Genomic DNA, 23,153 nt, shown 5'->3' on the forward strand with positions numbered 1-23,153 from the left:
GGGGTCCCGCCTACCACGTCGGACGGACCGGGCCGCCCGGGGCGAGGCGGCCGAGGTCCGCGACGAGGGCGCGCAGGCGGTCCTCGCCGAGCACGCCGGCCCAGGGGCGTACCGCCTCGGCGGCGGCCTGGTCGGCGGCTCGGGTGCAGGCACGGCCGCGGTCGGTGAGGACGACCAGCCGGGCCCGGGCGTCGTCCGGATGGGGGCGGCGTTCCGCGTAGCCCTTGGCATCGAGTTCGTCGACGAGCTGCCCGGCCGCCTGGCGGGTCACCCCGAGGTGCGCGGCGAGTTCGGTGACGGTCGCGCCGCCCGCGGCCATCCGGGCGAAGGCGAAGCCGTGGGCGGGCCGCAGGTCGTGGAAGCCGCGGCTGACGACGCCGTCGTGGATCGCGGCGGTGAGGGCTCCGGCGGCGGCGAGCAGGTTCACGCCCAGGGCCATGGCCAGGGCCTCTTCGTCCTTCATGCGGCCACCTTGACACAGTGCGCAAGCAGCTTGAGCATATAGGCAAGCAACTTGCTCAAGTTGCTTGCCTATCCGGGAACAGGAGTCCGCATGCCCGTCGTCCGTTCCGCCGACGCCGTCGTCCACGACCTGCACGGGGTCCGCTTCGTGTCGTACGCCCGCACCGCCACCGGCAGCACCGAACTGTGCGCGTGGCGCGGCGAGGTGCCCGCCGGGACCGCCGGTCCCGCGCACACCATCAGCCGCGAGGAGGTCTTCCTCGTCCTGTCCGGCGGTCCGCGCCTGACCATCGACGGGGAGGCGTACGAACTGTCCCCCGGTGACGTCGCCACGGCGCCCGCCGGCTCCCGCCTGGCCCTGGAGAACCCGGGTGACGGCCCCGCCTCCGTGTGGGTGACCACCGGGGTGGGTCTGGAGGCGGTGCTCGCCGACGGGTCGCGGATCAGCCCGCCCTGGGCCCGCTGACGCCGGCGGGCACCCCGCGGGTCAGCGCGTCACTGCAGGTGGGCGGTGTCGTTCCAGAGGGTGATCGCGGGGTCGCCGTACTCCCAGCCGAGGACCGACAGCGACGCCGGGGCCAGGCTCAGCACCATGCCGCGCATCGGGTCCAGCCGCAGCCAGCGGGCGGCCAGGGTGCGCAGGAAGTGTCCGTGGGCGAAGACGACCGCGTCGCTGTCCTCCTCCTTGACCCAGGCCACCACCTCGTCCGCGCGGTTGGCGACCTGCCACGAGGTCTCGCCGCCGACGACCCCGTCGCGCCAGATCACCCAGCCGGGGCGTTCCTCCCGGATCTCCGGGGACGTACGGCCCTCGTACTCGCCGTAGTCCCACTCGCGCAGCGCGTCCCAGGTCTGCGCCCGGTCGCCGAAACCGGCGAGTTCGCAGGTGTCGCGGGCGCGCTGAAGGGGGCTGGTGCGGACCCGGGCGCCCGGGAAGTCGTGCCAGGGGGCGCGGGACAGCCGCTTGCCCAGCAGGCGGGCGGCCTCCCGGCCCTCCTCGGTGAGCGGGATGTCGGTCCTGCCGGTGTGCTGGCCGGTCTGGGACCACTCGGTCTGGCCGTGCCGGACGAGCACGAGGCGCGGAGCCATCAGGGAGCCACCTCCGTGGGGACGGCCCCGGTGTCGTTGCCGTCGGGTTCGCTGAGGAATGCGCGGGACGCGCGGTGTCCCTGCCCGCGGCGGTGCGCGGGCCGGTGCGCGGCGGCGCCGTGGCCCTCGTGGCCGGTGCCGGTGCCCGGCGGCTCCGGCGCCGCCGTACCGGACGCCCGGCCGGCGTCGCGGTCCGGGGCGGGGTCGCCGCTAGGGTGGACGTGCGTCGCCACCGCTGCCTCCGAGGTCACGTGGACAGTGTCCCTCCCGACCCGCGGGGCGCACAAAACGATGCCCCCGCGGCACGACCGCCCGAAGGAGATCCGATGAACGCGTCCGCCCCTTCGGCACCGGAGCCGCTCGACGTGCGCTGGATCCACGGGTCGCCGTCGGCGAAGCACAACACCGACCCGGACATCCAGGTGTTCGAGTACGACGAACGCACCTTCGTCCTGCGGCAGAACAAGGCGGTCCACTACGAGGCGCCGTTCCTCTTCCTGCTCTTCGGGGACGACCGCGCGGTGCTCCTGGACACCGGGGCCACCGCGGAGGAGGAGTTCTTCCCCTTGCGGGAGGTCGTGGACGAGCTGTTCGAACTGCGCCCGCCCGCCCTGCAGCGGCCGGGCTACGAACTGCTGGTCCTGCACACCCACGCCCACGGCGACCACGTCGCGGGGGACGCGCAGTTCGCCGGCCGCCCGGACACCGTCGTGGTGCCGGCCGACCGCGAGGACGCCTGGGACTTCCTCGGCCTCACCCAGGACCCCGACCGCGTGGCACGCCTGGACCTCGGGGGACGGGTCCTGGAGTGCCTGGCCACCCCCGGCCACCACGCCTCCGCCGTCACCTACTACGACCCGGCGACGGGCTTCCTGTTCACCGGCGACACCGTCTACCCGGGCCGGCTGTACGTCGAGGACTGGCCCGCCTTCCGCCGCACCCTCGACCGGCTGGTCGCCTTCGCCGCGGAACGCCCGGTCACCCATGTGCTGGGCTGCCACATCGAGATGACCCGCGAGCCGGGCGTGGACTACCCCGTCCGCACCACCCACCAGCCCGACGAGCCGCCGCTGGAGATGAGCGTGGACCAGCTCCGCGAGGTCCGGCGGGCGGTCGAGGAGATCGGCGACCGGCCCGGCCGCCACCCCTACCCGGGGTTCGTCATCTGCCGCACGGACTGAGCGCCTTCGAACGTCCGGCAGACTGTCCGGGTGTTCGCCCTCGCCGTCGCGCTGACCGTCCTCCTGTTGCTGGAGGTCGTCCCCTCCGCGGTCGCCCAGCTGATGCGCGCGCGGCCCGGCCTGGAACGGCTCGACGAGCTGACCCGGCTGGGCGTCCTGGAGGGGCGGCGCCTGTGGGTGGTCACCCTGCTCGGCACCCTGCACACGCTCGGCGCCGTGGCGGTGCTCGTGGGGCTGTGGCACCCGACCGCCGGCGTCGCCGGGGCGGCGCTGGAGGCGGGGATCTTCGCCTGGGTGCTGCTGCGCCAGCTGCGCCACGGTGACCGCGGGCGCGCCCTGGTCGCCTACGCGCTGTTCCTGGCGATGGCGCTCGCGGTCCTCGTGGTCGGCGCCCTGCGCTGAGCGGGCCCGCCGCCGGGCCGGCCGGGCCCGGTTCACCTGCGGCCGGCCACGACCTCCCGGGACCGCGCGACGGCCGGGGCGGCGGCGGGCGCGGCGGCCTCAGCGGCCTGCGCGGCCTCCGCCTGCCGTGCCCAGCGCTTGGCGAGGACCGCGCACACCATCAGCTGCATCTGGTGGAAGAGCATCAGCGGCAGCACCATCAGCCCGGCCTGGGCCCCGAACAGGACCGAGGCCATGGGCAGTCCGGCCGCCAGGCTCTTCTTCGACCCGGCGAAGACGATGGTCACCCGGTCCTCGCGGGGGAAGCCGAGCCGGCGCGAGCCGTACGAGGTCAGGCCGAGCATCGCGGCCAGCAGCAGGGCCTCGGCGAGCAGCAGCCCCAGCAGGCGCAGCGGCGTGACCTGGTGCCAGATGCCGCGCACCACGCCCTCGCTGAACGCCGTGTAGACGACCAGCAGGATCGAGCCCCGGTCGACCAGGCCGAGGACCTTCTTGTGGCGGGTGACGAAGCCGGCGATCCAGCGCCGCAGCAGCTGGCCCGCCACGAAGGGCACCAGCAGCTGCAGCACGATGCCGAGCACCGCGTCCGCCGAGAGGCCCGCGCCGCTCCCGCCGAGCAGCAGCGCGGCCAGCAGCGGGGTGAGGACGAGCCCCGCGAGGCTGGAGAAGGAGCCGGCGCAGATGGCGGCGGCCACGTTGCCGCGGGCGACGGAGGTGAAGGCGATCGAGGACTGGATGGTCGAGGGCACCAGGCACAGGAAGAGCAGCCCGGTGTGCAGCTCGGGCGTCAGCAGGTACGGCACGAGTGAGCCCGAGGCCAGGCCGAGCAGCGGGAAGGCGACGAAGGTGGCGGCCAGCACGGTGCCGTGCAGGCGCCAGTGGCGCAGTCCGTCCATCGCCTCACGGGTGGACAGGCGCACGCCGTAGAGGAAGAAGAGCAGCCCCACCGCCCCGGTGGACGCCCCGCCTGCGAGGTGTGCGCCGGTGCCCCGGGCGGGCAGCAGCGCCGCGAGGAGTACGGTGCCGAGCAGCGCCGCGATGTACGGGTCCACAGGGAGCCAGGACGGGTAACGCAGGCGGCGCATGGTGGTTCCTCATCGGTGCTGGACGGGACCCTCTCCAGAGTGCCCGCTGACCGGGCGATCGTAAATGACTTTGACCGCACTCACTGTCATCACGTATCGCGATGGGGGCGGTAGGCTGGCCGTGTGTTCGATCCGGTGCAGCTGCGGACCTTCGTCGCCGTGGCCCAGACGCTGAGCTTCACGCAGGCCGGCCGCCGGCTCGGCCTGCGCCAGTCGACGGTGAGCCAGCACGTGCGCAAGCTGGAGGAGGCCGCCGGCCGGCGGTTCTTCACGCGCGACACGCACAGCGTGGAACTGACCGAGGACGGCGAGGCCATGCTGGGCTTCGCCCGGACGATCCTGGAGGCGAACGAGCGCGCGGCGGGGTGGTTCGCGGGCACCCGGCTGCGCGGCCGGCTGCGCCTGGGCACCTCGGAGGACTTCGTCCTGACCCGGCTGCCCGAGATCCTGGAGGGCTTCCGGCGCGACCACCCCGAGGTCGACCTGGAGCTGACGGTGGAGCTGTCGGCCACCCTGCACCGGCAGCTGGCCGCCGGCCGCCTGGACGTGATGCTCGGCAAGCGCGCGTCCGGGGACACCCACGGCCAGCTGGTGTGGAGCGACCGGCTGGTGTGGATCGCCGGCGAACGCTACCGCCCCGAGCCCCAGCGGCCCGTACCGCTGATCCTGTACCCGGCCCCCGCGATCACCCGGGCGCGGGCCCTGGAGGTCATGGAGCGGGGCGGCCGTGCGTGGCGCATCGCGTGCACCAGCGGCTCGCTGAGCGGGCTGGTGGCCGCCGCGCGTGCCGGACTCGGGGTGATGGCGCACGCCGAGGGGCTGATCCCGCCCGGCCTGGTGCGGGTGCCGGCCCGTGCCGGGCTGCCGGAGCTCGGCGGCGTCGACTTCGTGCTGCTGCACGGGCGGCGGCGGCCCGCGGCGCAGGAGGCGGCGGACGCCCTCGCGGCGGCGATCCTCAGCGGATCCCTTCGGTCGTGATCTGCTTGACCAGGCGCAGCGACGGCACGGTCTCCACGTGCCGGACCCCGTCCAGGGCGCCGACGCACTCGCTGAGGTAGCGGTAGAGCTGCGGTGTGCTGCTGCAGATGACCACGGCGACGAGGTTGGACGCTCCCGTGGTGGCGGCGACGTAGGCGGTCTCGGGGTGCGCGGCCAGCGCCTGCCCGACGGAGGAGAGTGCGGCGGGCGCGGCCGTGATCCAGAAGATGGCGCGGGTGTCGTGCCCGATCCACGCCGTGTCGAGCTGGACGTCGGTGTAGAGCACGCCCGAGCCGCGCAGTTGCTCCAGCCGGCGCTTGACCGCGGACTCCGACAGGCCGGTGGTGCGGTGGAGTTCGGGGTAGGAGGCGCGGCCGTCCCGGGCCAGGACGGCCAGCAGCGCCTCGTCGGTGGCGTCGAGGACGACCGTGCCGGAGGGCGGCTCGGGCGGCGGCGGCCGCAGCGCGGCGACCTCCTCGGCGCTGAGCGCGCCGCGTTTGGCGAACCAGCCGAGGGCGCCGCCGTAGAAGGTGTGCAGGATGCTGTGCGCGCCGATCTCGACGATGCTCGGGGTGCGCGGCAGGCGCCCGAGGAGCAGCGCGTCGTGCTCGTCGTGGCTGCGCGGGCGGGTCACGCACATCACCTCCGTGCCGCCGGACATCAGGGAGATCCAGGCGGTGTCGTCGCGCCGGGCCAGCGCCTTGGCGAGGGACTCGGCGGCCTCGGGGGTGCTGCGCAGCCGCAGCGCCCAGCGGGTGCGTCCCAGGAGTTCCTGTTCGGGCAGTCCGAGCACGCGCATCCCGAAGTCGCCGCGGAGCCGCCGGTAGCGGCGGGCCACGGTCTGGTCGGAGACGCCGAGGACCTCGGCGATCCTGCTGAAGGGGGCGCGCCCGTCGAGCTGCAGGGCGTGCACCAGCCGCATGTCCAGCTCGTCGAGTGTGTGGGAATCCATGCGCCTTCTCTCTGTTCGTGTCGGATTCCTTCGCGATGGCGCCCGTGGCTGGAAGAAGTCCGGGCCCACTCGCGATGGTACGGAGGACCCTCCACGGAACGGAAGAACGGAACGGAGAAGGACCATGCGCAAGTGGGGACCGCTGATGGCGGTCTGTCTGGGCACCTTCATGCTGCTCATCGACGTGACGATCGTCGTCGTCGCGCTGCCGGACATCGCGGACGCCCTGGACGCGTCGCTCTCCGACCTCCAGTGGATGATCGACGTCTACGCGCTGGCACTGGCCGCGCTGCTGCTGGGCGCCGGCTCGGCGGCCGACGTGATCGGCCGGCGCAGGATGTACGTCGCGGGCACGGCCCTGTTCGCGGCGGCCTCCCTCGCCTGCGGACTCGCTCCCGGCGCGGGGGTCCTGGTGGCGATGCGGGCGGTGCAGGGGGTCGGCGCGACGGCGATGTTCGCCACGACGCTCTCGCTGCTCGGCGCGGCCTACGAGGGCCGCGACCGCTCGGTGGCGCTGGGCGTGTGGGGCGCGGTCAGCGGCGCGGCGGCGGCGCTCGGCCCGGTGCTCGGCGGGCTGCTCACCCAGGCGCTGGACTGGCGCTGGATCTTCTACGTCAACCTGCCCGTGAGCGTCGCGGCGATCGCCTTGACACTGCGGGTGGTGAAGGAGTCGCGGGGCCACGGCGGGGCCCGCATCGACTGGCCGGGCACGGCGTCCTTCACCGCCTTCGCCGGGCTGCTCACCTTCGCGGTGATCCGCGCGGACGAGGCCGGGTGGGCGTCGGCCCGTACGGCGTGGACGTTCGCCGGCGCGGTGGCGGCGCTGGTGGTCTTCGTGGCGGTGGAGCGGCGTGCGGAGCAGCCGATGCTGGACCTGGCGCTGTTCCGCAACCCCTCCTTCACGGCGATCATGGTCGGCGCGCTGGCGCTCAGCGGGACGGCCTTCGGCTTCCTGCCCTACACCTCGCTGTGGCTGCAGACGCTGCTCGGGCTGAGCCCGGTCCGCGGCGGACTGGTGCTGATACCCCTGGCGCTGGCGGCCTTCGTCGCCTCCGCAGTCGGCGGCCGCTTCCTGCACGGGGCGTCGTACCGGCTGGTGATCGGCGGCGGGATGGTGCTCATCGGGGCCGGTGCGCTGGCCCAGACGCTGCTGGACGCCGGTTCCGGCTGGGGCGCGCTGACCGCCGGCCTGGTGCTGGCGGGCCTCGGCGTCGGGCTGGTCAACCCGGCCATCGCGGGCGCGGCGCTGGCCTCCGTTCCGCCACGGCGCGCGGGCATGGCGGGCGGCGCCGTCAACACCTTCCGGCAACTGGGGTACGCCCTCGGCGTCGCCGTGTTCGGCACCCTGCTCTCCACGCGCATGGAGCACTCGCTGAGCGCGTCCGGTGCCCCCGCCCCGCACGACACGGCCCGCGCCCTCGCGGGCGGCGGCGCCCGGGAACTGCTGGCCCGGGTCCCCTCCGAGCAGCGCGCGGCGGCGGACCACGCGCTGCACGCCGCCTTCGCCGCGGGCCTGGACGCGGCGGCCCTGGCGGCCGGGGTCGCCGGCCTGCTGGCGGGCGCGGTCGTCCTCGTCCTCGTCCGCGAACGGCCGGGCGGCGCGGCGCCGGCGGCGGCCCCCGAGCCGGTGGGGGCTGTAGAGCGGCCGTGATCCCCGCGAGGGGATTTGGTGCAGAGTCCGGGCGGACCCGGGTCCGCCCGGAAACCGCCCTCCGGCGCCATGTTCCTTGCGGTAACCGGGAATCGGCTCGTCACGCCGGTGTGAGGGAGCCCACGCGGGCCTTCACAGCCGAATGTCACACCCCTCCCCAGCGCACGTGGTATCGGGTACGTTCTGTGACCGCCCAAGTGGTCGAGGAGCGACGTTGCGCGAGTTCACCATTCCCCCACTGGTGACGGCACCCCAGGTCGGCGGTCTGGCGGACGCGGTGTTCGTCAATGCCGACGAAGAGCCGGACCGGATCGTGCTGAGCCGCCGCGGCAAGGCGGACGACGCGGACTGGGAGCACGTCACCGCCGCCGGGTTCCGCGACGAGGTCCTCGCGGTGGCCAAGGGCCTGCTCGCCCAGGGCATCCGCTTCGGCGACCGGGTCGGCCTGATGTCCCGTACCCGCTACGAGTGGACCGTGCTGGACTTCGCGCTGTGGGCGATCGGCGCCCAGCCCGTCCCCATCTACCCCACCTCGTCCTCGGACCAGGTCCGCTGGATGCTGCACGACTCCGAGGCGGTCGCCTGCGTCGTCGAGCACGAGGACCACGCGATGACGATCGGCGCGGTCGTCGACGAACTCCCCCATCTGACGCGGCTGTGGCAACTGGACTCCGACGCGCTGTCCGAACTGGCCCGGCACGGCCACGGCGTCGACGACGAGCTGGTGCACCGCTACCGCACGGCGGTCACCCCGGACTCCATCGCGACGATCATCTACACCTCGGGCACCACCGGCCGCCCCAAGGGGTGCGTGATCACCCACGGCAACTTCATGGCCGAGAGCGACAACGTCGTCGCCCGGTACGAGCCGGTCTTCCACAGCAAGCGCGGCGACGAGGCGTCCACACTCCTCTTCCTCCCGCTCGCCCACGTCTTCGGGCGCATGGTGGAGGTGGCGGCCGTCCGCGCGAAGGTCCGGCTCGGCCACCAGCCCAACCTGGCCGCGGCCGAACTGCTGCCGGCGATGGCCTCCTTCCGGCCGACCTTCGTGCTCGCCGTGCCGTACGTCTTCGAGAAGGTCTTCCAGGGCGCCCGCCGCAAGGCCGAGGCGGGGGGCAGGCTCGGGCCCTTCGAGAAGGCCGTGGAGGTGGCGGTGCGGCACGCCGAGGCGATGGAGGCCCGGGCCTTCGGCACGGGCCCCGGCCCCAGCACCTCGCTGCGGATGCAGCACCAGCTGTACGAGAAGCTGGTCTACGGCAAGGTGCGCGCCGCCCTCGGCGGCAAGGTCCGGCACGCCTTCTCCGGCGGCTCGGCGATGGACCGGCAGCTGGGGCTCTTCTTCGACGGCGCGGGCGTGCGGATCTTCGAGGGGTACGGGCTCACCGAGAGCACGGCCGCCGCGGTCGCCAACCCGCCCGAGCAGACACGTTTCGGCACGGTGGGCCTGCCCATCCCGGGCACCACGGTGCACATCGCCGACGACGGCGAGATCTGGGTGTACGGCGGGCAGGTCTTCGGCGAGTACCTCAACAACCCCAAGGCCACCGCGGAGGTGCTGCACGACGGCTGGCTCGCCACCGGAGACCTCGGCGCCCTCGACGAGGACGGCTACCTCACCATCACCGGGCGGAAGAAGGAGATCCTGGTGACCAGCGGCGGCAAGTCCGTCTCGCCGGTGGTGCTGGAGGACCGGGTGCGTTCCCACCCGCTGGTCTCGCAGTGCGTCGTCGTCGGCAACGACCGGCCCTTCATCGGCGCGCTGATCACCCTCGACCCCGAGGGCATCGGGCACTGGCTGGCCATGCGGGCCAAGCCGCAGCTGCCGATCGCCAGGCTGATCCGGGACCCCGACCTCGAGACGGAGATCCGGCGGGCGGTCGTCGCCGCCAACACGCTCGTCTCCCAGGCCGAGTCGATCCGCACCTTCCGCATCCTGGCCGGGCAGTTCTCCGAGGAGGGCGGGCTGCTCACGCCGTCGCTCAAACTGAAGCGCAGGGCGATAGAGAAGGCGTACAACCGCGAGATCGAGGCCCTCTACCACTCGTAGGGCGACCCCGGCGCGGAGCGGCGCCCGCGATGCCCGGGACACCCGCGGCGCCCGGGAATGCCTCCGCCGCGGAGATCGTTGTACGATGAACGAATTGCGAGTCCGGCTCCGACGAAGTGAGGACGACCTGACCGTGAGCAAGGTTCCCGACATCACCCTGAACAACGGCGTGACCATGCCGCAGCTCGGCTTCGGCGTCTGGCAGGTCCCGGACGACGAGGCCGCCACCGCGGTCGCCACGGCCCTGGAGGCCGGCTACCGCAGCATCGACACCGCCGCGCTCTACCGCAACGAACACGGCACCGGCCGCGCCATCGCCGCGTCCGGCGTCCCGCGCGAGGAACTGTTCGTCACCACCAAGCTGTGGAACACCGACCAGGGCCACGACAACGCCCTGCGCGCCTTCGACGCCTCCCTCGGCAAGCTCGGCCTGGACTACGTGGACCTCTACCTGATCCACTGGCCGGCCCCGGCCCGCGGCCTGTACCAGGAGACCTGGCGCGCCCTGGAGAAGATCCACGCCGACGGCCGCGCCAGGGCCATCGGGGTGTCGAACTTCCCGGTCGCCCATCTGCAGCGGGTGCTCGACGAGGGCGGCGTCGTACCCGCCCTCAACCAGGTCGAGCTGCACCCCCACCTCCCGCAAGGCGAACTGCGGGCCTTCCACGCGGGTCACGGCATCGCCACCGAGGCCTGGTCACCGCTCGGCCAGGGCCGCGGCCTCCTCGACGAGCCGGCGCTCGCCGCCGTCGCCGCCAAGCACGGCAGGACCCCGGCCCAGGTCGTCCTGCGCTGGCACCTCCAGCTCGGCAACGTCGTGATCCCCAAGTCCGTGACCCCGTCGCGGATCCGCGAGAACATCGACGTCTTCGGCTTCGAGCTCGACGGCGAGGACCTGGCCGCGATCGACGCCCTCGACGACGGCGGGCGCCTCGGCCCGGACCCGTTCTCCTTCAACTGACGCGCGCACGCCGCGGGGCGGCGGCCCGGCTGGCCGCCGCGCCCGGGCGTGCTCAGACGTCGCCCGCGACGACCGGGTAGTGGTCCGAGTAGTCGTCGAAGGTGTAGGTGGTGCCCCAGCTGGTGACCGACCACCGCGGGGAGTGCTCGTCGAGCACCCGGTTGTCCCAGCGCGCCGGGCGCGCGTGGCCGTTGCGCAGGAGCGCGTGGTCCAGGCGCTGCGCGGGGTCGTCGGGGTAGCGGTCGTGGGCGACGGAGTTGGTCGCCGGGTCGAAGCTGTCGGCCGGGCCCGGGGCGGCGTCGGGCGGCGCCACGTCCAGGTCGGCGAGCATGCGGGCGTACTCGGCGCCGCCCGCGTCCGTGTTGAGGTCGCCCGCGACGACCACCGGCTCGGCCGCGGGGATCGCACGGGCGTCGAGGAAGGCGTCGATCTCCCGGTTCTGCGCGGCGCGCACGCTGGCGGCCACACCGCTGCCGCAGGCGGAGTCGTCGGCCTGGGTGTGGGTGCCCACGACGTGGACCCGGGTGCCGTTCACGTCGAGGACGACGTAGACGAAGCCCTTGTTGGAGAACCAGTCCGCGCCGCACGCGTCGCCGTACACGTGCTGGACCCTCTCCAGGATCGGCCACTTGCTGAGCACCGTCACCCCGCCGTCCTCGGGCGTGAGCGAACTGTACGCGCCCTCGGTACGGTCCCAGCCGCTCCTGGACCGGCCCAGCACCGGGGTCTGGTAGGGGTAGCGGTCCCTGAGGTTCGCCTGCAGCCGGTCGGACGCCCCGTTGTCGAACGCCTCCTGGAAGACCACGACGTCGGCGCCCCGGACGTAGCCGGAGGCGGCGATCAGGTCGGCGCGCTCCAACTGGCCCCAGTTGGGGTAGAGGGTGCGCGGCAGCATCATCACGTTGCTGGTGACCAGGCGCAGTTGGGGTGCGGCGGCGGTCGGGGTGGGGGCCGGGGCGGGGACCGCGGCGGCGGTTCCGGCGGCGGTTGCCGTGCCGGCGGACGAGGCGAGGAGCAGGACGAGGGCGCACGCGGCGGCTCTGCCGTGTCTCACGGGCTCTCCTGGAGTCGGGTGGAGCTCGGTCGCGGGGACAGCGTGAGACTAGGGGCAGCCGGTTACCGCCGGGTAGATGGCAGGCGGCTAGCCTACGGGCGTGCTGGACTACGAGGAGCAGGCCGCGATCTACGACGCCACCCGCGGCGGCGTCCCCCGCGCCGAGGCGGCGGCCGGCGCCGTGCTCGGGCTGATACCCAGCCCGGCCCGTACCGTGCTCGACATCGGCTGCGGCACCGGCCTGGTGACGGCCCGTTACACCGGCCGGCCCGGGCTGCGGGTGCTCGGCGTCGACGCCGCCCTGGCCATGGCCCGGCTCTCCGCCGGCCGGGTGGGGCCGGGGATCGTCCAAGGGGACGTGCACCGGCTGCCGTTCGCGACCGCCTCGCTGGACGCGGTGACGGCGGTGTGGGTGCTCCACCTGCTGCCGGACGCGGCCGCGGTGATCGCCGAGTGCGCCCGGGTGCTGCGGCCCGGCGGGGTGCTCGTCACCACCGTCGACAAGGACGCCGGGCACGACGTGGGCAGCGACGTCGACGCGCTCCTCGCGCCGTACCGCACCCGGGAGGCGTACGACGCGGAGGAACGGGTGGTACGTCAGGCCGCCGCGCACGGCCTGCGCCCGGCGGGCGGGGCCCGCTTCACCGGCCACGGCCAGGGCCGCGCCCCCCACGACCTCGCCACCCGGATCGCGGCGGGCGAGTTCGCCTCCGCGCTCTCCCTGCGCGACGGCGACACGCAGACCCTCGCCGCACGCCTGGCCGCCCTCCCCGCCCCGGACACCGCCCGCCCCGACCCGGTCTACCGCCTCCTCGCACTCACCAAGGACTCCCCTACAACGGCGGCTCGTTGAGCAGTCCGGCCGGCAGGATTCCCGACGGCACCGGCCCCCGCACCTGGGTTACGGTCGGGGCATGACGACGACCACGGCGGGTGTGGGGACGCTGCTGCGCGGCTGGCGGGAGCGGCGGCGCGTCAGCCAGTTGGAACTCGCCCTGCGCGCCGACAGCTCGGCCCGGCACATCAGCTTCATCGAGACCGGGCGCTCCCGGCCCAGCCAGGGCATGGTCCTGCGGCTCGCCGAGCACCTCGACGTACCGGTCCGCGAGCGCAACGCGCTTCTCATCGCCGCCGGTTACGCCCCCGCGTACCCGGAGACCCCGTTGGGCGACCCCGCGATGCACCCGCTGCGCGAGGGCCTCGACCGTCTCCTGGCGGCCTACGAGCCGTACCCCGCGCTGGTCCTGGACGGCATGTACGACGTCGTCGCCGCCAACCAGGGCGTGGGCGCCCTGCTGGAGGGCGTCGCCCCGCACCTGCTGCAGCCACCGCTCAACGCCATGCGCGTCACGCTCCACCCCGAGGGCATGGCACCACGCATCCGCAACTTCCGCCCATGGCGCGGGCACCTGCTGGAACGGATCGAGCGTCAGATCACGATGAGCGGCCACGAGCCGCTGCGTGCCCTGTACGAGGAGCTGACCTCCTACCCCGCCCCGGCCGGCCACGCCGAGGACCCCGCCGCCCCCGCACCGGGGGACGACACCGAGGTCTTCCCCTTCGCCCTGCCGATGCGGATCGAGCACGGCGACCGGGTGCTGTCCTTCATCTCCACCGCCACCACCTTCAACACCCCCATGGACGTCACGGTCTCCGAGCTGGCGGTCGAGACCTTCCTGCCCGCCGACCCGGAGACCGCCGCCGCCCTCCGGGCCCTCACGCCGGGGGCAGCCGGTCCAGGAAGCCGCTGACGGAACGGATCCGGCCGTCCTCGGCGAGCGTGATCACGTCGGAGCCGGCGACCGGCGCGGCACCGGGCTCCGCACCGGCCGGTCCCAGCTCCCAGGCGAAGCGCGCCACGTCGTGGTGCCCGTCCACCTCCCCCACGGGCGTGAACACGAACCCGGGGAACCGCTCCCCCACCCCGGCGATCAGCGCCCCGATGCCCTCGTGCCCTGCCACCTGCGCCAACGGGTCGGTGTACGTGCCGTCCTCCACCCACGCGGCGGCCACGGCCTTCGCCCGCGCCTCCGCGTCCGTGGTGCTGTTCCATGCCTCGAAGTAGCGGGCCACGGCGGCCTCGTAGCGGTTCTGCGACATCACGGTCCTCCTCGTCCGGACGGTCTGGGCCCGGCCGGGCGGGGTGGAGTGCGCCACCCCGCCCGCCCGGTACGACCACCATGCCCCTGCCGAGGGGGCGGGGTCGATTACCTCACGGGTCATGGCCGACCGGCAGGAGTCGTGCCGTCCCTCGCAGATCAAAGGGGCGTGTCGACGAGCGACGACCGCGGAAGGACCGGCGCCGCCGGGCCGCCGGCCCGGGAGCAGATGGTGCTCCGCCCGCAGCGCCGCCCCGGCTCCGTCCGTGGATTGTCGGACCCGCCTCGTAGAGTCCGGCCATGTCGATGCCGCTGCACCAAGACCCCGCCACCATGTGGCCGGACCTGCCACCGGGGACCACCGTGCGCTCGGACCTGGCGCACCATCCGCTGGTGTGGCTGAGCGACGGGCCCGTCCCGGACGCCGCCGAGTGGTGGAAGCGCCTTTACGCCGATCACGGTCGTTCGGGCCTGTACCCGGTTCTGCTGGAGTACCGGGACGATTCCTTCGAGCCCCGCGCGGGTGCGTATGGGGCGGACGCCGATGCGGTCGCGTACTTCCGCGAGACGTGGAAGGAACAGCCGTGGCCCCGTTTCACGGAGTGGCCCGGTCTGGCGGGGCCCGGTGCGGCGGCGGACGCGGATGCCGTCGGAAGGGCCGCCGGCGAACTGGCGGACCGGCTCGTGCGTGGAGGCCAGGCCCGGTGCCTCGCGCTGGTGCAGGTCGGCAGGGGCGCCGATGTGCCGGCCGCCGTCGGCTGGTACTGGATGTCGAACCGCATGACGCCCGAGCAACTGTCGGCCGTGCTCCGGTCGTGGGAGGACCGCTTCGGCCTCCGTGTGGTCGGGTTCGGGCACAGTTCGCTGTACCTCTCCGTGGCGGCGCCGCCGGCGTCGCTCGACCAGGCTGCCGTCCTCACCGCGGAGCAGTACCTCGCCTGCCTCGACGTCTTCTACGCGGACCCCACCATGGACTGGGACACCTATCCCGCGGAACTGATGGAGCGTCGTGACTGGCGGCTCTGGTGGGACTGACCACCGGAGACGGCCGGCCAGTTCGCCTTCCGTAGCATGTGCCGGATGGACAGTCCGAGGACGTCACTGATGGGGATCTACCTGGCTGTCGAACGGCGGACAGGGGCCGGTCTGCCGCGAACCCGCCTCCAGAAATGGGTGGCTCGGCACCCGGTGCGCTTCGGCGTCTGCATCGCCGTACCCACCAGCCTCGGGGGACTGCTGTTCGCCGAGGAACCCGGATCGGTGCTGGTCGCCCTGGTCTTCGGTCCTGTCCTGGGCGCCGTCTACTCGACGATGGCCGTCGCTGACCGGTCCATACGCGCCGCGCTCAGGCGGCGAATGGGACTCGACGACCCGGACTGATGCGGCAGCCCGGCACCGGTGTGCTCCCCCCGGTCCGGGCAACTCACCCGGACTGACACAGAACAACGGTGAGGCGAGGTTCCCGGGCGGGCGGGTACGCTGCGACCGGTCATGCGTCGTCCAGCGGCCCAGGACGCCGTACGCGGGCTCGCCCGATGCGGTACCCCGGTTCGAATCCGGGCGATGACCACCCCGGGGTGGGGCGGGACCTCCGATCCGGGAAAGGCGTGGGGATGGCGTACGACCTGCGGGCGTTGATCGCCGGACAGGCGGTGCTGGGTGCCATGGTGAGGGAGCTGCCCGGCGCCCGGGCGGCGTCGATCGGGCAGGGCCTGTCGCTGCTGCCGCTGTCCGACGCCCTGCTCGGCCCCGTCACGGACGGCGGGGTCGGCGGGGACGGCGGTTCCGGTTTCTCGCCGTTGCCGGAAGGGCTCGAGAGGAGCCTCGCCGACTGGTCGGCCGCTGGGCCGGTGGCGTACGTGGAGGCCGAGTACTTCGGCGGTGTGGGCGAGCAGCGAGCCGCCGTGTGGGACCGGGGCACCCTCGTGCTGGGGCCGCTCGATGTGGCGGAAGGCCGGCCCTTTCCGCCTGAGGGCAGTCCGATCTCCCAGGCGCTGCGGCGGTTGGGCGTGGTGGCCGGCGGCGGTGAGGACGAGTTCTCGGCCGTGGGGCTGGACCGGCATCGGTGCGGCGAGGACTGGATCGCCTGACCCGGCGCCTCGGCGATGCGGCGCCGTGGAGCATGTCCACGGATCGGGGGCGGAAATGCGCGGGCGCGCCGATGGCCGCTCTGCTAGCTTCGCCTGCACGTGACGTCGCCGGAGGAGGTGAGACCCATGAACGCGGTTCCCCGTGGGTGCTCCCCCCTGCCGTCACGGTCTGGCGACTGACGTAGGTGTCGCCGGGAGCGCCTCGACAACCAGGCACTCCCGAAAGGCAACACCCATGCATTCCCTGCAGTTCACCGCCGAGTCCTCGTCGAACGGCGTGCTCGAGCGCGACTTCACCGTGGCCGGGGTCCCCGGTGTCCTCTGGTCGCCGGCCTCCCGTGAAGGGATCGCGCCGCTGGTCCTGATGGGCCACGGCGGCGGCAACCACAAGAAGCACCCGGCGATGTCCGGCCGGGCGGAGCGCCTGGTGACCGGCTGCGGCTTCCACGTCGCGGTCCTCGACGCACCCGGGCACGGCGACCGCCCGCGCACGGCGCACGACGAGGCGGAGGTCGCCGAGCTGTTCCGGGCGCGGGCGGCCGGCGAGCCGGAGGGCCCGATCGTCGTCCGCTACAACGACCACTTGGCGGAGCTCGCCGTCCCCGAGTACCGGGCGCTCCTGGACGCCCTCCAGGAACTTCCGGAGATCGGCGCCGGCCGGCCGGTCGGCTACTGGGGCATCAACATGGGCACCGCGATCGGCGTGCCGTTCGTGGCGGCCGAACCCCGGGTCACGGCGGCGGTCTTCGGCCAGCACTGGCCCGACGTCCTGGCCGCGAAGGCGCGGCGGATCACCGTCCCGGTCGAGTTCGACCTGCAGTGGGACGACGAGCACATCTCCCGCGAGGAGGGTCTCGCGCTGTTCGACGCCTTCGCCTCGAAGGAGAAGTCCCTGCACGTGAACTCGGGCACGCACAAGGAGTTGCCCCGCTTCGAGGCGGACAGCGCGGTCCGCTTCTTCGCCCGGCACCTCGGCGCGGCGGTCACCGCCTCGGCGTGACCTGCGCGGTCGCGGCGTCCGGCGGGTCGTCCGGGCGCCGCGACCGCGGCATCCGTCCGTGCGGGTACGGCCGAACGCGTCACGCGCGGCCCGTGCTCGCCGGAGAGCCGGTGATCCTGCGGGACGCGCCACCGAGCGTCTCACGATCCGGGACGGAGGCGTCCGTTCCGTGGTCTTGACTCAGTAGTAATTGGCAGTCCACGTGGCTCTTTTTTACCGTTTGCATGTAATTGTTCCAGTTGTGGCGACGAGCCCCTCTGGAGGCAACCATGACCGAACTTCCCTTTGAACAGGACGTCAGGAAGCTGGCGTCCGCCGTCTCGGGCCAGGTGCTGACGCCCGGGGACGAGGAGTACGCCGCCGAGTGCGCGAGAGGGAACCTGGCCGTGGCGCACCGGCCGCAGGTGGTCGTGGGTGCGGCGACGCCGGCCGATGTACAGGCCGCCGTGCGGTTCGCCGGGGAGCACGGGCTGCCGGTGGGTGTGCTGACCACCGGGCACGGGCCGTCGCTGCCGATGGACCAGGGGGTGCTGATCACCACGCGGCGCATGAACGGGGTGCGCGTCGACGCGGGCGCCCGGACGGCGCACGTCGAGGCGGGGACCCTGTGGGGCCCCGTGGTCGACGCGGCGGCGCGCGAGGGCCTCGCGCCGCAGGTGGGGTCGTCACCGTCGGTCGGCGTGGTCGGCTACACGCTGGGCGGCGGACTGGGCATCGGCATGGCCAGGGCCTACGGCTGGGCGGCCGATCACGTGCAGGCCATGGACGTGGTCACCGCCGACGGCGAACTGCGGCGGGTCGCGCCGCACGAGGAGCCGGACCTCTACTGGGCGCTGCTGGGCGGCAAGAGCAACTTCGGCGTGGTGACCGCCATGGCGTTCACGCTGTTCCCGGTGACACAGCTCTACGCGGGCAACCTCTACTACGCCGGGGAGCACGCCGGGCAGGTCCTGCGCGCCTACCGGGACTTCACGGCCGACGCGCCGGACGAGGTCACCTCCTCCTTCGCCCTGATGCGGATGCCGGACGTGCCGTTCCTCCCCGAATTCATGCGCGGCACGCTCACCGTGAACGTCCGCGTCTCCTGCCTCGCGCAGGCCGCGGAGGGTGCCCGGCTCGTCGCGCCGATGCGGTACGCGGCACCGCTGCTCGCGGACACGGTGACGGAGATGCCCTTCGCGGACTGCCTGGGCATCGTGCCCGACGGCCCCGAACCGTGGGCCGTCGTCGAGCACTTCGCCGTGCTGGACGAACTGACCCCGCAGGCCGTCGAGGCCGTCCTCGACACCGTGGGCCCGGACGCCGAGACGCGGATCGACATCGTCGACGTACGGCACCTCGGCGGCGCGCTGGCCGCGCCGTCCGGGACGCCCAACTCCGTCGGCAACCGGGACGCCGCCTTCGCGCTGCTGACGCTGACGTTCGTGGCGCCCGGCGCGGCGGCGCGAACCGCCGCCTCGGGCACGGAACTCACCGAGCGCGTGTCGCCCCGGCCGGGCGACCGCAGGCACCCCGCCTTCCTGTCCCACGCGGACGCGATCGAGGGGCGGACGCCGTCGGCGTACCCGCCGGAGACCTACCGCCGGCTGAAGGCGCTGAAGGCACGGTACGACCCCGGCAACGTGTTCCGCTTCAACCACAACATCCCGGCGGCGGGCTGAGCGCTCACCACCACGACGTGGGGTAGACCTCGCGGCGCAGCCGGGCGGAGACCATCTGCACCACGACGAGGAGCAGCGCGCCCGCGGCCAGCAGGGGGACGAAGTGGGTGGCGGACGGGGCGGTCAGCATGATCATGACGGCGGTGGCCATGGCCGGCGGATGGGGCGTCTTGAGCAGCAGCACGAGTCCGCAGGCGATGCCGCAGCCCACGACGGCGGCCCAGGGCCCGTGCCAGCCGAGGGCGAGCACGCCGAAGCAGACCAGGCAGGAGACCATGTGGCCGCCGATGACGTGGCGGGGCTGGGCGAGCGGGGATTCGGGGGTCGCGGTGACGATGGCCATCGTGGCCGCCAGCGGCGGCACGAGCACCGTCTGGTGGGTGAGCGTGCCCAGCGCCACCAGCACGGCCAGTCCGACGGAGGTCGTGACGGCCGCCGAGGCGATCGTGCGCGGGGGCAGCCGCGGCAGGTGGCGTTTGCCGCGGCGCTTCGGCGCCGGCTCCGCCTCGCCGGGCGCGACGTCGACGGTCTTGGTCGCCCCGGACGCGTCAGTCGCCATGAGGGCGACCGGTCTCGGGGCAGGACGGGGCACAGGCCCCCCGGGCACGCGGAATCAGCATGGGGACTCCTCGGGATCATCCCCGTATCCGGCCCACGGCGGCTCTTCCGTGACGACGGGGATCACGCCCTCGATCGTCGCGTCGCGGCACGTGCCGCGTCCAAGACCGCATTCCTATCGCTTGATCGAAGGCCTCTATCGATCCGTGCGCGACACGGCTCCTCCTCGCGAACCCCCCGCTCGACGCCCGGTCCTACGAGGGGGACCTGCTGCTCACGGTTGTCGCGGTCCCCGACTTCGGCCCCGGCTCCGCGCGCCGCTAACGGACCGCGCGCACCTTGGCGATCAGCAGACCGCCGAGCAGGGTGACGAGCGCGGTCGCGAGGTACAGGCCGGTGTAGCCGCCGAGGTGGGCGATGACGGGGGCGGCGACGGCGGGGGCGAGAACCTGGGGGCCGGAGTTGGCGATGTTGATGACGCCGAGGTCCTTGGCGCGGTGCTCGGCGGCCGGGAGGACCTGGGTCACCAGGGCCTGGTCCACGGCCAGGTAGACGCCGAAGCCGGCGCCCAGCACCGCGGCGGCGGCCATGGCGGCGGGCCAGGTGTGGACGCAGGCCAGCAGCACCGCGCCGAGGGCCATGACGACGGCGCAGAGCCGTACGAAGCCCTTGCGGCGGCCCACCCGGTCCGAGAGCACGCCCACCGGCACGGCGGTGAGCGCCGCGCACAGGGTGTAGATCAGGGTGAGGACGAGTACACCGGAGTCGGGGTCCTCCAGGCGGACCGAGTCGGTGAGGTAGTAGAGCAGGTAGAGCGTGCCCATGGCGTTGCCCAGGTTGATCAGGAAGCGGGTCAGCCAGGCCCAGCCGAAGTCGGGGTGGCGGCGCGGGCTCACCCACAGGCCGGCGATCAGGCGGCGCGCGTCGAGGGGCGGACGCAGCTCGCGGGGCAGCGCCGGTTCGCCGAAGCGGAGCACGAAGGGCAGCGCGAGGAGGACGGTCAGCAGCGCGATCGTCACGTAACCGGAGGCGACCCCGGTGACCACCGTGGTCGTGACGACGGCGCCGACGACCAGGCCGAGGGACTGGGTGATGCCCGTCCATCCGGAGACCTCGGCGCGCTGGGCGACCGGCACGCGGTCGGCGATGGGCGTGGTGACGCCGGCGAGCATGGCGTTGAGCCCGGCCTGGGCGAGGCACCAGCCGAGGGCCACGCCCAGGCCGGTGTGCTGACCCGCCGTCACCAGGAGTCCGGCCGCCCCGGCCAGCGCGCCGCCGACGATCCACGGCCGGCGGCGCCCGAAGCGTGAGGCCGTCCGGTCGGACAGGGCACCGGCCAAGGGGTTGGCGACCATCGCGACCAGGGCGCCGGCGCCGGTGACCCAGGACAGCGCGGTGTGCTTCCCCGCCGCGTCGATGTGTTCCAGCTGCAGCGGCAGCAGGATCTGGATCGGGGTCATGAAGGCCATGAAGACGGCCAGCGTGGCCAGGCTGAGCAGGGCGGTCCAGGCCGGACGGACCCGTACGACCGGTTCGGCCGACGTGGTGTCCGGAACGTGGGCGGCGTCCTCACCGGTGTGGCGCATGCGGTTCCCCCTGCAGCACCCGAGAACATGAGGTCATCTCATGTTCGCGCGAGTGTAGTGCCGAGGCGGTGGGGCGCCAAGGGACTCGGGGGAATCAGGGCGCGGTGCGGCGCGCCTGCGCGATGCGCTCCCGGTACCAGTGGTACGAGGCCTTCGGCGTCCGCCGCTGGGTCGCGTAGTCGACGTGGACGAGCCCGAACCGCTGGTGGTAGCCCTCGGCCCACTCGAAGTTGTCCAGCAGCGACCAGGTGAAGTAGCCGCGGACGTCCACCCCGCGGGCGTGCGCGGCCTCGACGGCCTCGATGTGGGTGCGGAGGTAGTCGATCCGGGCCTCGTCCCTGATCTCGCCGTCCTCCGCCGGCCGGTCGGTCTGGGAGCAGCCGTTCTCGGTGATCCAGACGGGCGGGAGCGCGGCCCCGTAGCGGGAGTCGAGACCGGTGAGCAGTTCGGTGAGGCCGTCCGGCACCACCGGCCAGCCGAAGGCGGTGCGCGGGTACGGGCGGCCCGGGACGGCGACGTCCGGTTCCAGGAGGTCGAAGGGCAGACCTGTCTCGGCCGAGGGGGCGGCGATCCACGTGGGGTTGTAGTAGTTGACGCCCAGGCCGTCGAGGGGCGCCGCGACCACGTCGAGGTCGCCCGCCCTGACGACGCCGCCCCACGTCGGGTCGGTCAGACCGTACGCGGACAGGTCGGGGTAGCCGCCGAGCAGCAGCGGGTCGGTGAACAGCCGGTTGTGCAGGGCGTCGTAGGCCGCGGCGGCGGCGTGGTCGGCGTCGGTGGCACCCTCGGGGGTCCTGACCGGGGTGCAGTTGTTGGCGATCAGCACCTGCGCGGGGGCCGCGGCGTGCGCGCGCAGCGCGGTGGTGGCGAGCCCGTGCGCCAGCAGCTGGTGGTGGGCGACGGGCAGCGCCTCCAGCATCAGGGCGCGGCCGGGGGCGTGGGTGCCGAAGGCATGGCCGAACACCATGTGGACGAAGGGCTCGTTGAGGGTGATCCAGCGTGTGACCCGGTCGCCGAGGCGCCCGGCGACGACGGCCGCGTACTCGGCGAAGTGGCGGGCCGTGTCCCGGTTCAGCCAGCCGCCCTCGTCCTCCAGCGCCTGCGGGAGGTCCCAGTGGAAGAGGGTCGGCGTGGGCGTGATGCCGGCCGCGAGGAGCTCGTCCACCAGGCGGTCGTAGAAGCCGAGTCCGCGCGGCTCGACGCGTCCCCGGCCCTCCGGCAGGACGCGCGGCCAGGAGATCGAGAAGCGGTAGGAGTCGATCCCGAGGTCCTTCATCAGCGCCACGTCCTCCGCGTGGCGGTGGTAATGGTCGCAGGCGGACTCACCGGTGTGCCCGTCGCGGATCGCCCCGGGCCGGGCGCTGAAGGTGTCCCAGATCGACGCCCCCTTGCCGTCCTCGGCGACGGCGCCCTCGATCTGGTGGGCGGCGGTGGAGGCACCCCAGTTGAAGGAGACGGGAAGCGGGGACATCGGGATCCTCTCCTCTACCGAACACTAGAACATGAGGCAAGCTCATGTTGGGCCTCGTCAACCTACACCCGATCCGGCAGAGTGGAACCATGCAGGCACCCCCCGACCCGTCCGCCCCGCTCCGCCGCCGTCCCGTGCAGCAGCGCAGCCGGGAACGTTTCGACCGGATCCTGGACGCCTGCGCGCGGCTGCTGGACGAGGTCGGCTACCCGGCGCTCACGACCAAGGAGGTGGCCCGGCGCGCCGATGTCCCGATCGGCACGCTGTACCAGTTCTTCCCTGGTGTCGACGGGCTGCTGGCCGCCCTGGCCGAACGGAACCTGGGGCACTTCGCCGACCGGCTCGCCCGCCGCGTGGAGGCCGAACGCCCGCGGCGGGTCGGGGCGATGGTGGACCTGGCGGTCGAGGAGTACGTCGCGATGCGCCGCGCCGTGCCGGGCTTCGGCGTGGTCGACTTCGGGGCGATCGGCCGCGAGGACCCCCGCAGCATCCACCTCCTGGACGCGGTGCTGGAGAACAACGCGGCCGTCGCCGACCGGCTCTGGTTCCTCGTCGGCGGGCTGCTCGGCGACGGTGACCAGGCGACCGCCCGCGTGCGGCTGCACGTCGCGCTCGAGTCGGCCGACGCGGTCCTGCGGCTCGCCTTCCGCCGGGACCCCGAGGGCGATCCGGTGCTCATCGCCGAGTGCAAGCGGCTGCTGCGCGGCTACCTGGGCGGTTGACGGACACGACGGAGCCCCGCGGTGCCGTGGTGGCGTCGCGGGGCTCCGGTGGGTGGTGCCGTCCGGTGCGGGGGTCAGCCCTTGCGGGCGGTGACCTCCTCGGT

Annotated in this window: 25 protein-coding genes and 1 tRNA gene; 16 read left to right on the plus strand and 10 right to left on the minus strand. The window is 73.5% G+C overall.

Going from position 1 to position 23,153, the window contains the following annotated elements:
* Positions 1-10: 10 nt before the first annotated feature.
* Positions 11-463, minus strand: a complete 453-nt coding sequence (locus ACZ7MY_RS42220) for a MarR family winged helix-turn-helix transcriptional regulator (RefSeq protein WP_499611513.1) — start codon at positions 461-463, stop codon at positions 11-13.
* A gap of 90 nt (positions 464-553) precedes the next feature.
* Between ACZ7MY_RS42220 and ACZ7MY_RS42225 the strand changes: the two genes are divergently transcribed.
* Positions 554-928, plus strand: coding sequence for a cupin domain-containing protein (locus ACZ7MY_RS42225; RefSeq protein ID WP_499611515.1), 375 nt, complete (start codon positions 554-556; stop codon positions 926-928).
* Positions 929-957: 29 nt separating this feature from the next.
* Here the strand turns inward: ACZ7MY_RS42225 and ACZ7MY_RS42230 are convergent, their stop codons facing one another.
* Positions 958-1,551 carry a histidine phosphatase family protein gene (locus ACZ7MY_RS42230; protein WP_499611517.1) on the minus strand — a complete coding sequence of 198 codons (594 nt, stop codon included), beginning with the start codon at positions 1,549-1,551 and terminating at the stop codon, positions 958-960.
* Positions 1,551-1,802, minus strand: a complete 252-nt coding sequence (locus tag ACZ7MY_RS42235; RefSeq protein ID WP_499611520.1) for a hypothetical protein — start codon at positions 1,800-1,802, stop codon at positions 1,551-1,553. The genes ACZ7MY_RS42230 and ACZ7MY_RS42235 overlap by 1 nt, the downstream gene beginning before the upstream one ends.
* Before the next feature lie 75 nt (positions 1,803-1,877).
* Between ACZ7MY_RS42235 and ACZ7MY_RS42240 the strand changes: the two genes are divergently transcribed.
* Both ACZ7MY_RS42240 and ACZ7MY_RS42245 read left to right on the plus strand, forming a co-directional pair.
* A complete protein-coding gene (locus tag ACZ7MY_RS42240; protein ID WP_499611522.1) occupies positions 1,878-2,732 on the plus strand; it encodes an MBL fold metallo-hydrolase in 855 nt (284 codons plus the stop codon).
* A gap of 30 nt (positions 2,733-2,762) precedes the next feature.
* Positions 2,763-3,134, plus strand: a complete 372-nt coding sequence (locus tag ACZ7MY_RS42245; RefSeq protein ID WP_499611524.1) for a DoxX family protein — start codon at positions 2,763-2,765, stop codon at positions 3,132-3,134.
* 32 nt (positions 3,135-3,166) lie between these two features.
* Here the strand turns inward: ACZ7MY_RS42245 and ACZ7MY_RS42250 are convergent, their stop codons facing one another.
* On the minus strand, positions 3,167-4,219 hold the full coding sequence (locus tag ACZ7MY_RS42250; protein ID WP_499611527.1) for a bile acid:sodium symporter family protein: 1,053 nt from the start codon (positions 4,217-4,219) through the stop codon (positions 3,167-3,169).
* 123 nt (positions 4,220-4,342) lie between these two features.
* On the opposite strand from ACZ7MY_RS42250, the gene ACZ7MY_RS42255 reads away from it, so the two are divergent.
* On the plus strand, positions 4,343-5,197 hold the full coding sequence (locus ACZ7MY_RS42255) for a LysR substrate-binding domain-containing protein (RefSeq protein ID WP_499611528.1): 855 nt from the start codon (positions 4,343-4,345) through the stop codon (positions 5,195-5,197).
* Here the strand turns inward: ACZ7MY_RS42255 and ACZ7MY_RS42260 are convergent.
* Positions 5,175-6,149 carry an Lrp/AsnC family transcriptional regulator gene (locus tag ACZ7MY_RS42260; RefSeq protein WP_499611531.1) on the minus strand — a complete coding sequence of 325 codons (975 nt, stop codon included), beginning with the start codon at positions 6,147-6,149 and terminating at the stop codon, positions 5,175-5,177. The genes ACZ7MY_RS42255 and ACZ7MY_RS42260 overlap by 23 nt on opposite strands.
* 124 nt (positions 6,150-6,273) lie before the next feature.
* Here ACZ7MY_RS42260 and ACZ7MY_RS42265 point away from each other — a divergent pair, with 124 nt between their 5' ends.
* The 3 genes from ACZ7MY_RS42265 (at position 6,274) to ACZ7MY_RS42275 (ending at position 10,808) form a co-directional block, all read left to right on the plus strand.
* Complete coding sequence (locus tag ACZ7MY_RS42265) at positions 6,274-7,800, plus strand: MFS transporter (RefSeq protein WP_499611533.1); 1,527 nt, start codon at positions 6,274-6,276, stop codon at positions 7,798-7,800.
* Positions 7,801-8,014: 214 nt separating this feature from the next.
* Positions 8,015-9,847, plus strand: a complete 1,833-nt coding sequence (locus ACZ7MY_RS42270; protein WP_499611535.1) for an AMP-dependent synthetase/ligase — start codon at positions 8,015-8,017, stop codon at positions 9,845-9,847.
* A 133-nt stretch (positions 9,848-9,980) separates the two neighbouring features.
* Complete coding sequence (locus ACZ7MY_RS42275) at positions 9,981-10,808, plus strand: aldo/keto reductase (RefSeq protein ID WP_499611570.1); 828 nt, start codon at positions 9,981-9,983, stop codon at positions 10,806-10,808.
* A gap of 52 nt (positions 10,809-10,860) precedes the next feature.
* On the opposite strand, the gene sph is transcribed toward ACZ7MY_RS42275, so the two are convergent.
* On the minus strand, positions 10,861-11,862 hold the full coding sequence (gene sph / locus ACZ7MY_RS42280) for a sphingomyelin phosphodiesterase (RefSeq protein ID WP_499611538.1): 1,002 nt from the start codon (positions 11,860-11,862) through the stop codon (positions 10,861-10,863).
* A 100-nt stretch (positions 11,863-11,962) separates the two neighbouring features.
* On the opposite strand from sph, the gene ACZ7MY_RS42285 reads away from it, so the two are divergent.
* Positions 11,963-12,715, plus strand: coding sequence for a class I SAM-dependent methyltransferase (locus ACZ7MY_RS42285; protein WP_499611540.1), 753 nt, complete (start codon positions 11,963-11,965; stop codon positions 12,713-12,715).
* A 61-nt stretch (positions 12,716-12,776) separates the two neighbouring features.
* The gene (locus ACZ7MY_RS42290) at positions 12,777-13,613 is read left to right on the plus strand and encodes a helix-turn-helix domain-containing protein (RefSeq protein WP_499611542.1); all 837 of its coding nucleotides are present in this window, start codon (positions 12,777-12,779) and stop codon (positions 13,611-13,613) included.
* Here ACZ7MY_RS42290 and ACZ7MY_RS42295 read toward each other — a convergent pair.
* Positions 13,579-13,962 (minus strand): nuclear transport factor 2 family protein, encoded by a 384-nt coding sequence (locus ACZ7MY_RS42295; protein WP_499611545.1) that lies wholly within the window; start codon positions 13,960-13,962, stop codon positions 13,579-13,581. The genes ACZ7MY_RS42290 and ACZ7MY_RS42295 overlap by 35 nt on opposite strands.
* Before the next feature lie 299 nt (positions 13,963-14,261).
* Between ACZ7MY_RS42295 and ACZ7MY_RS42300 the strand changes: the two genes are divergently transcribed.
* The 6 genes from ACZ7MY_RS42300 to ACZ7MY_RS42325 all read left to right on the plus strand — a co-directional run bounded on the left by ACZ7MY_RS42300 (position 14,262) and on the right by ACZ7MY_RS42325 (position 18,712).
* Positions 14,262-14,996 carry a DUF4253 domain-containing protein gene (locus ACZ7MY_RS42300; protein ID WP_499611547.1) on the plus strand — a complete coding sequence of 245 codons (735 nt, stop codon included), beginning with the start codon at positions 14,262-14,264 and terminating at the stop codon, positions 14,994-14,996.
* 45 nt (positions 14,997-15,041) lie between these two features.
* A complete protein-coding gene (locus ACZ7MY_RS42305; RefSeq protein WP_499611550.1) occupies positions 15,042-15,341 on the plus strand; it encodes a hypothetical protein in 300 nt (99 codons plus the stop codon).
* Positions 15,342-15,448: 107 nt separating this feature from the next.
* Positions 15,449-15,531 (plus strand) — tRNA-OTHER (locus ACZ7MY_RS42310).
* 43 nt (positions 15,532-15,574) lie between these two features.
* Positions 15,575-16,051: a hypothetical protein gene (locus ACZ7MY_RS42315; protein ID WP_499611552.1), complete on the plus strand. Its 477-nt coding sequence runs from the start codon at positions 15,575-15,577 to the stop codon at positions 16,049-16,051.
* 235 nt (positions 16,052-16,286) lie between these two features.
* Positions 16,287-17,051: an alpha/beta hydrolase family protein gene (locus ACZ7MY_RS42320; protein WP_499611554.1), complete on the plus strand. Its 765-nt coding sequence runs from the start codon at positions 16,287-16,289 to the stop codon at positions 17,049-17,051.
* A 269-nt stretch (positions 17,052-17,320) separates the two neighbouring features.
* The gene (locus ACZ7MY_RS42325; protein ID WP_499611555.1) at positions 17,321-18,712 is read left to right on the plus strand and encodes an FAD-binding protein; all 1,392 of its coding nucleotides are present in this window, start codon (positions 17,321-17,323) and stop codon (positions 18,710-18,712) included.
* A gap of 4 nt (positions 18,713-18,716) precedes the next feature.
* On the opposite strand, the gene ACZ7MY_RS42330 is transcribed toward ACZ7MY_RS42325, so the two are convergent.
* From ACZ7MY_RS42330 to ACZ7MY_RS42340, 3 genes are all read right to left on the minus strand, one after another.
* Positions 18,717-19,271, minus strand: a complete 555-nt coding sequence (locus tag ACZ7MY_RS42330) for an HPP family protein (RefSeq protein ID WP_499611557.1) — start codon at positions 19,269-19,271, stop codon at positions 18,717-18,719.
* Between the two features lie 319 nt (positions 19,272-19,590).
* Entirely contained in the window at positions 19,591-20,856 is a 1,266-nt protein-coding gene (locus ACZ7MY_RS42335; protein ID WP_499611559.1) for an MFS transporter, read from the minus strand.
* A 94-nt stretch (positions 20,857-20,950) separates the two neighbouring features.
* Positions 20,951-22,327, minus strand: coding sequence for a GH1 family beta-glucosidase (locus ACZ7MY_RS42340; protein ID WP_499611561.1), 1,377 nt, complete (start codon positions 22,325-22,327; stop codon positions 20,951-20,953).
* A gap of 89 nt (positions 22,328-22,416) precedes the next feature.
* Here ACZ7MY_RS42340 and ACZ7MY_RS42345 point away from each other — a divergent pair, with 89 nt between their 5' ends.
* A complete protein-coding gene (locus tag ACZ7MY_RS42345; RefSeq protein ID WP_499611563.1) occupies positions 22,417-23,049 on the plus strand; it encodes a TetR/AcrR family transcriptional regulator in 633 nt (210 codons plus the stop codon).
* Positions 23,050-23,153: the final 104 nt, after the last annotated feature.

Source organism: Streptomyces sp. NPDC111520, from assembly GCF_055635295.1.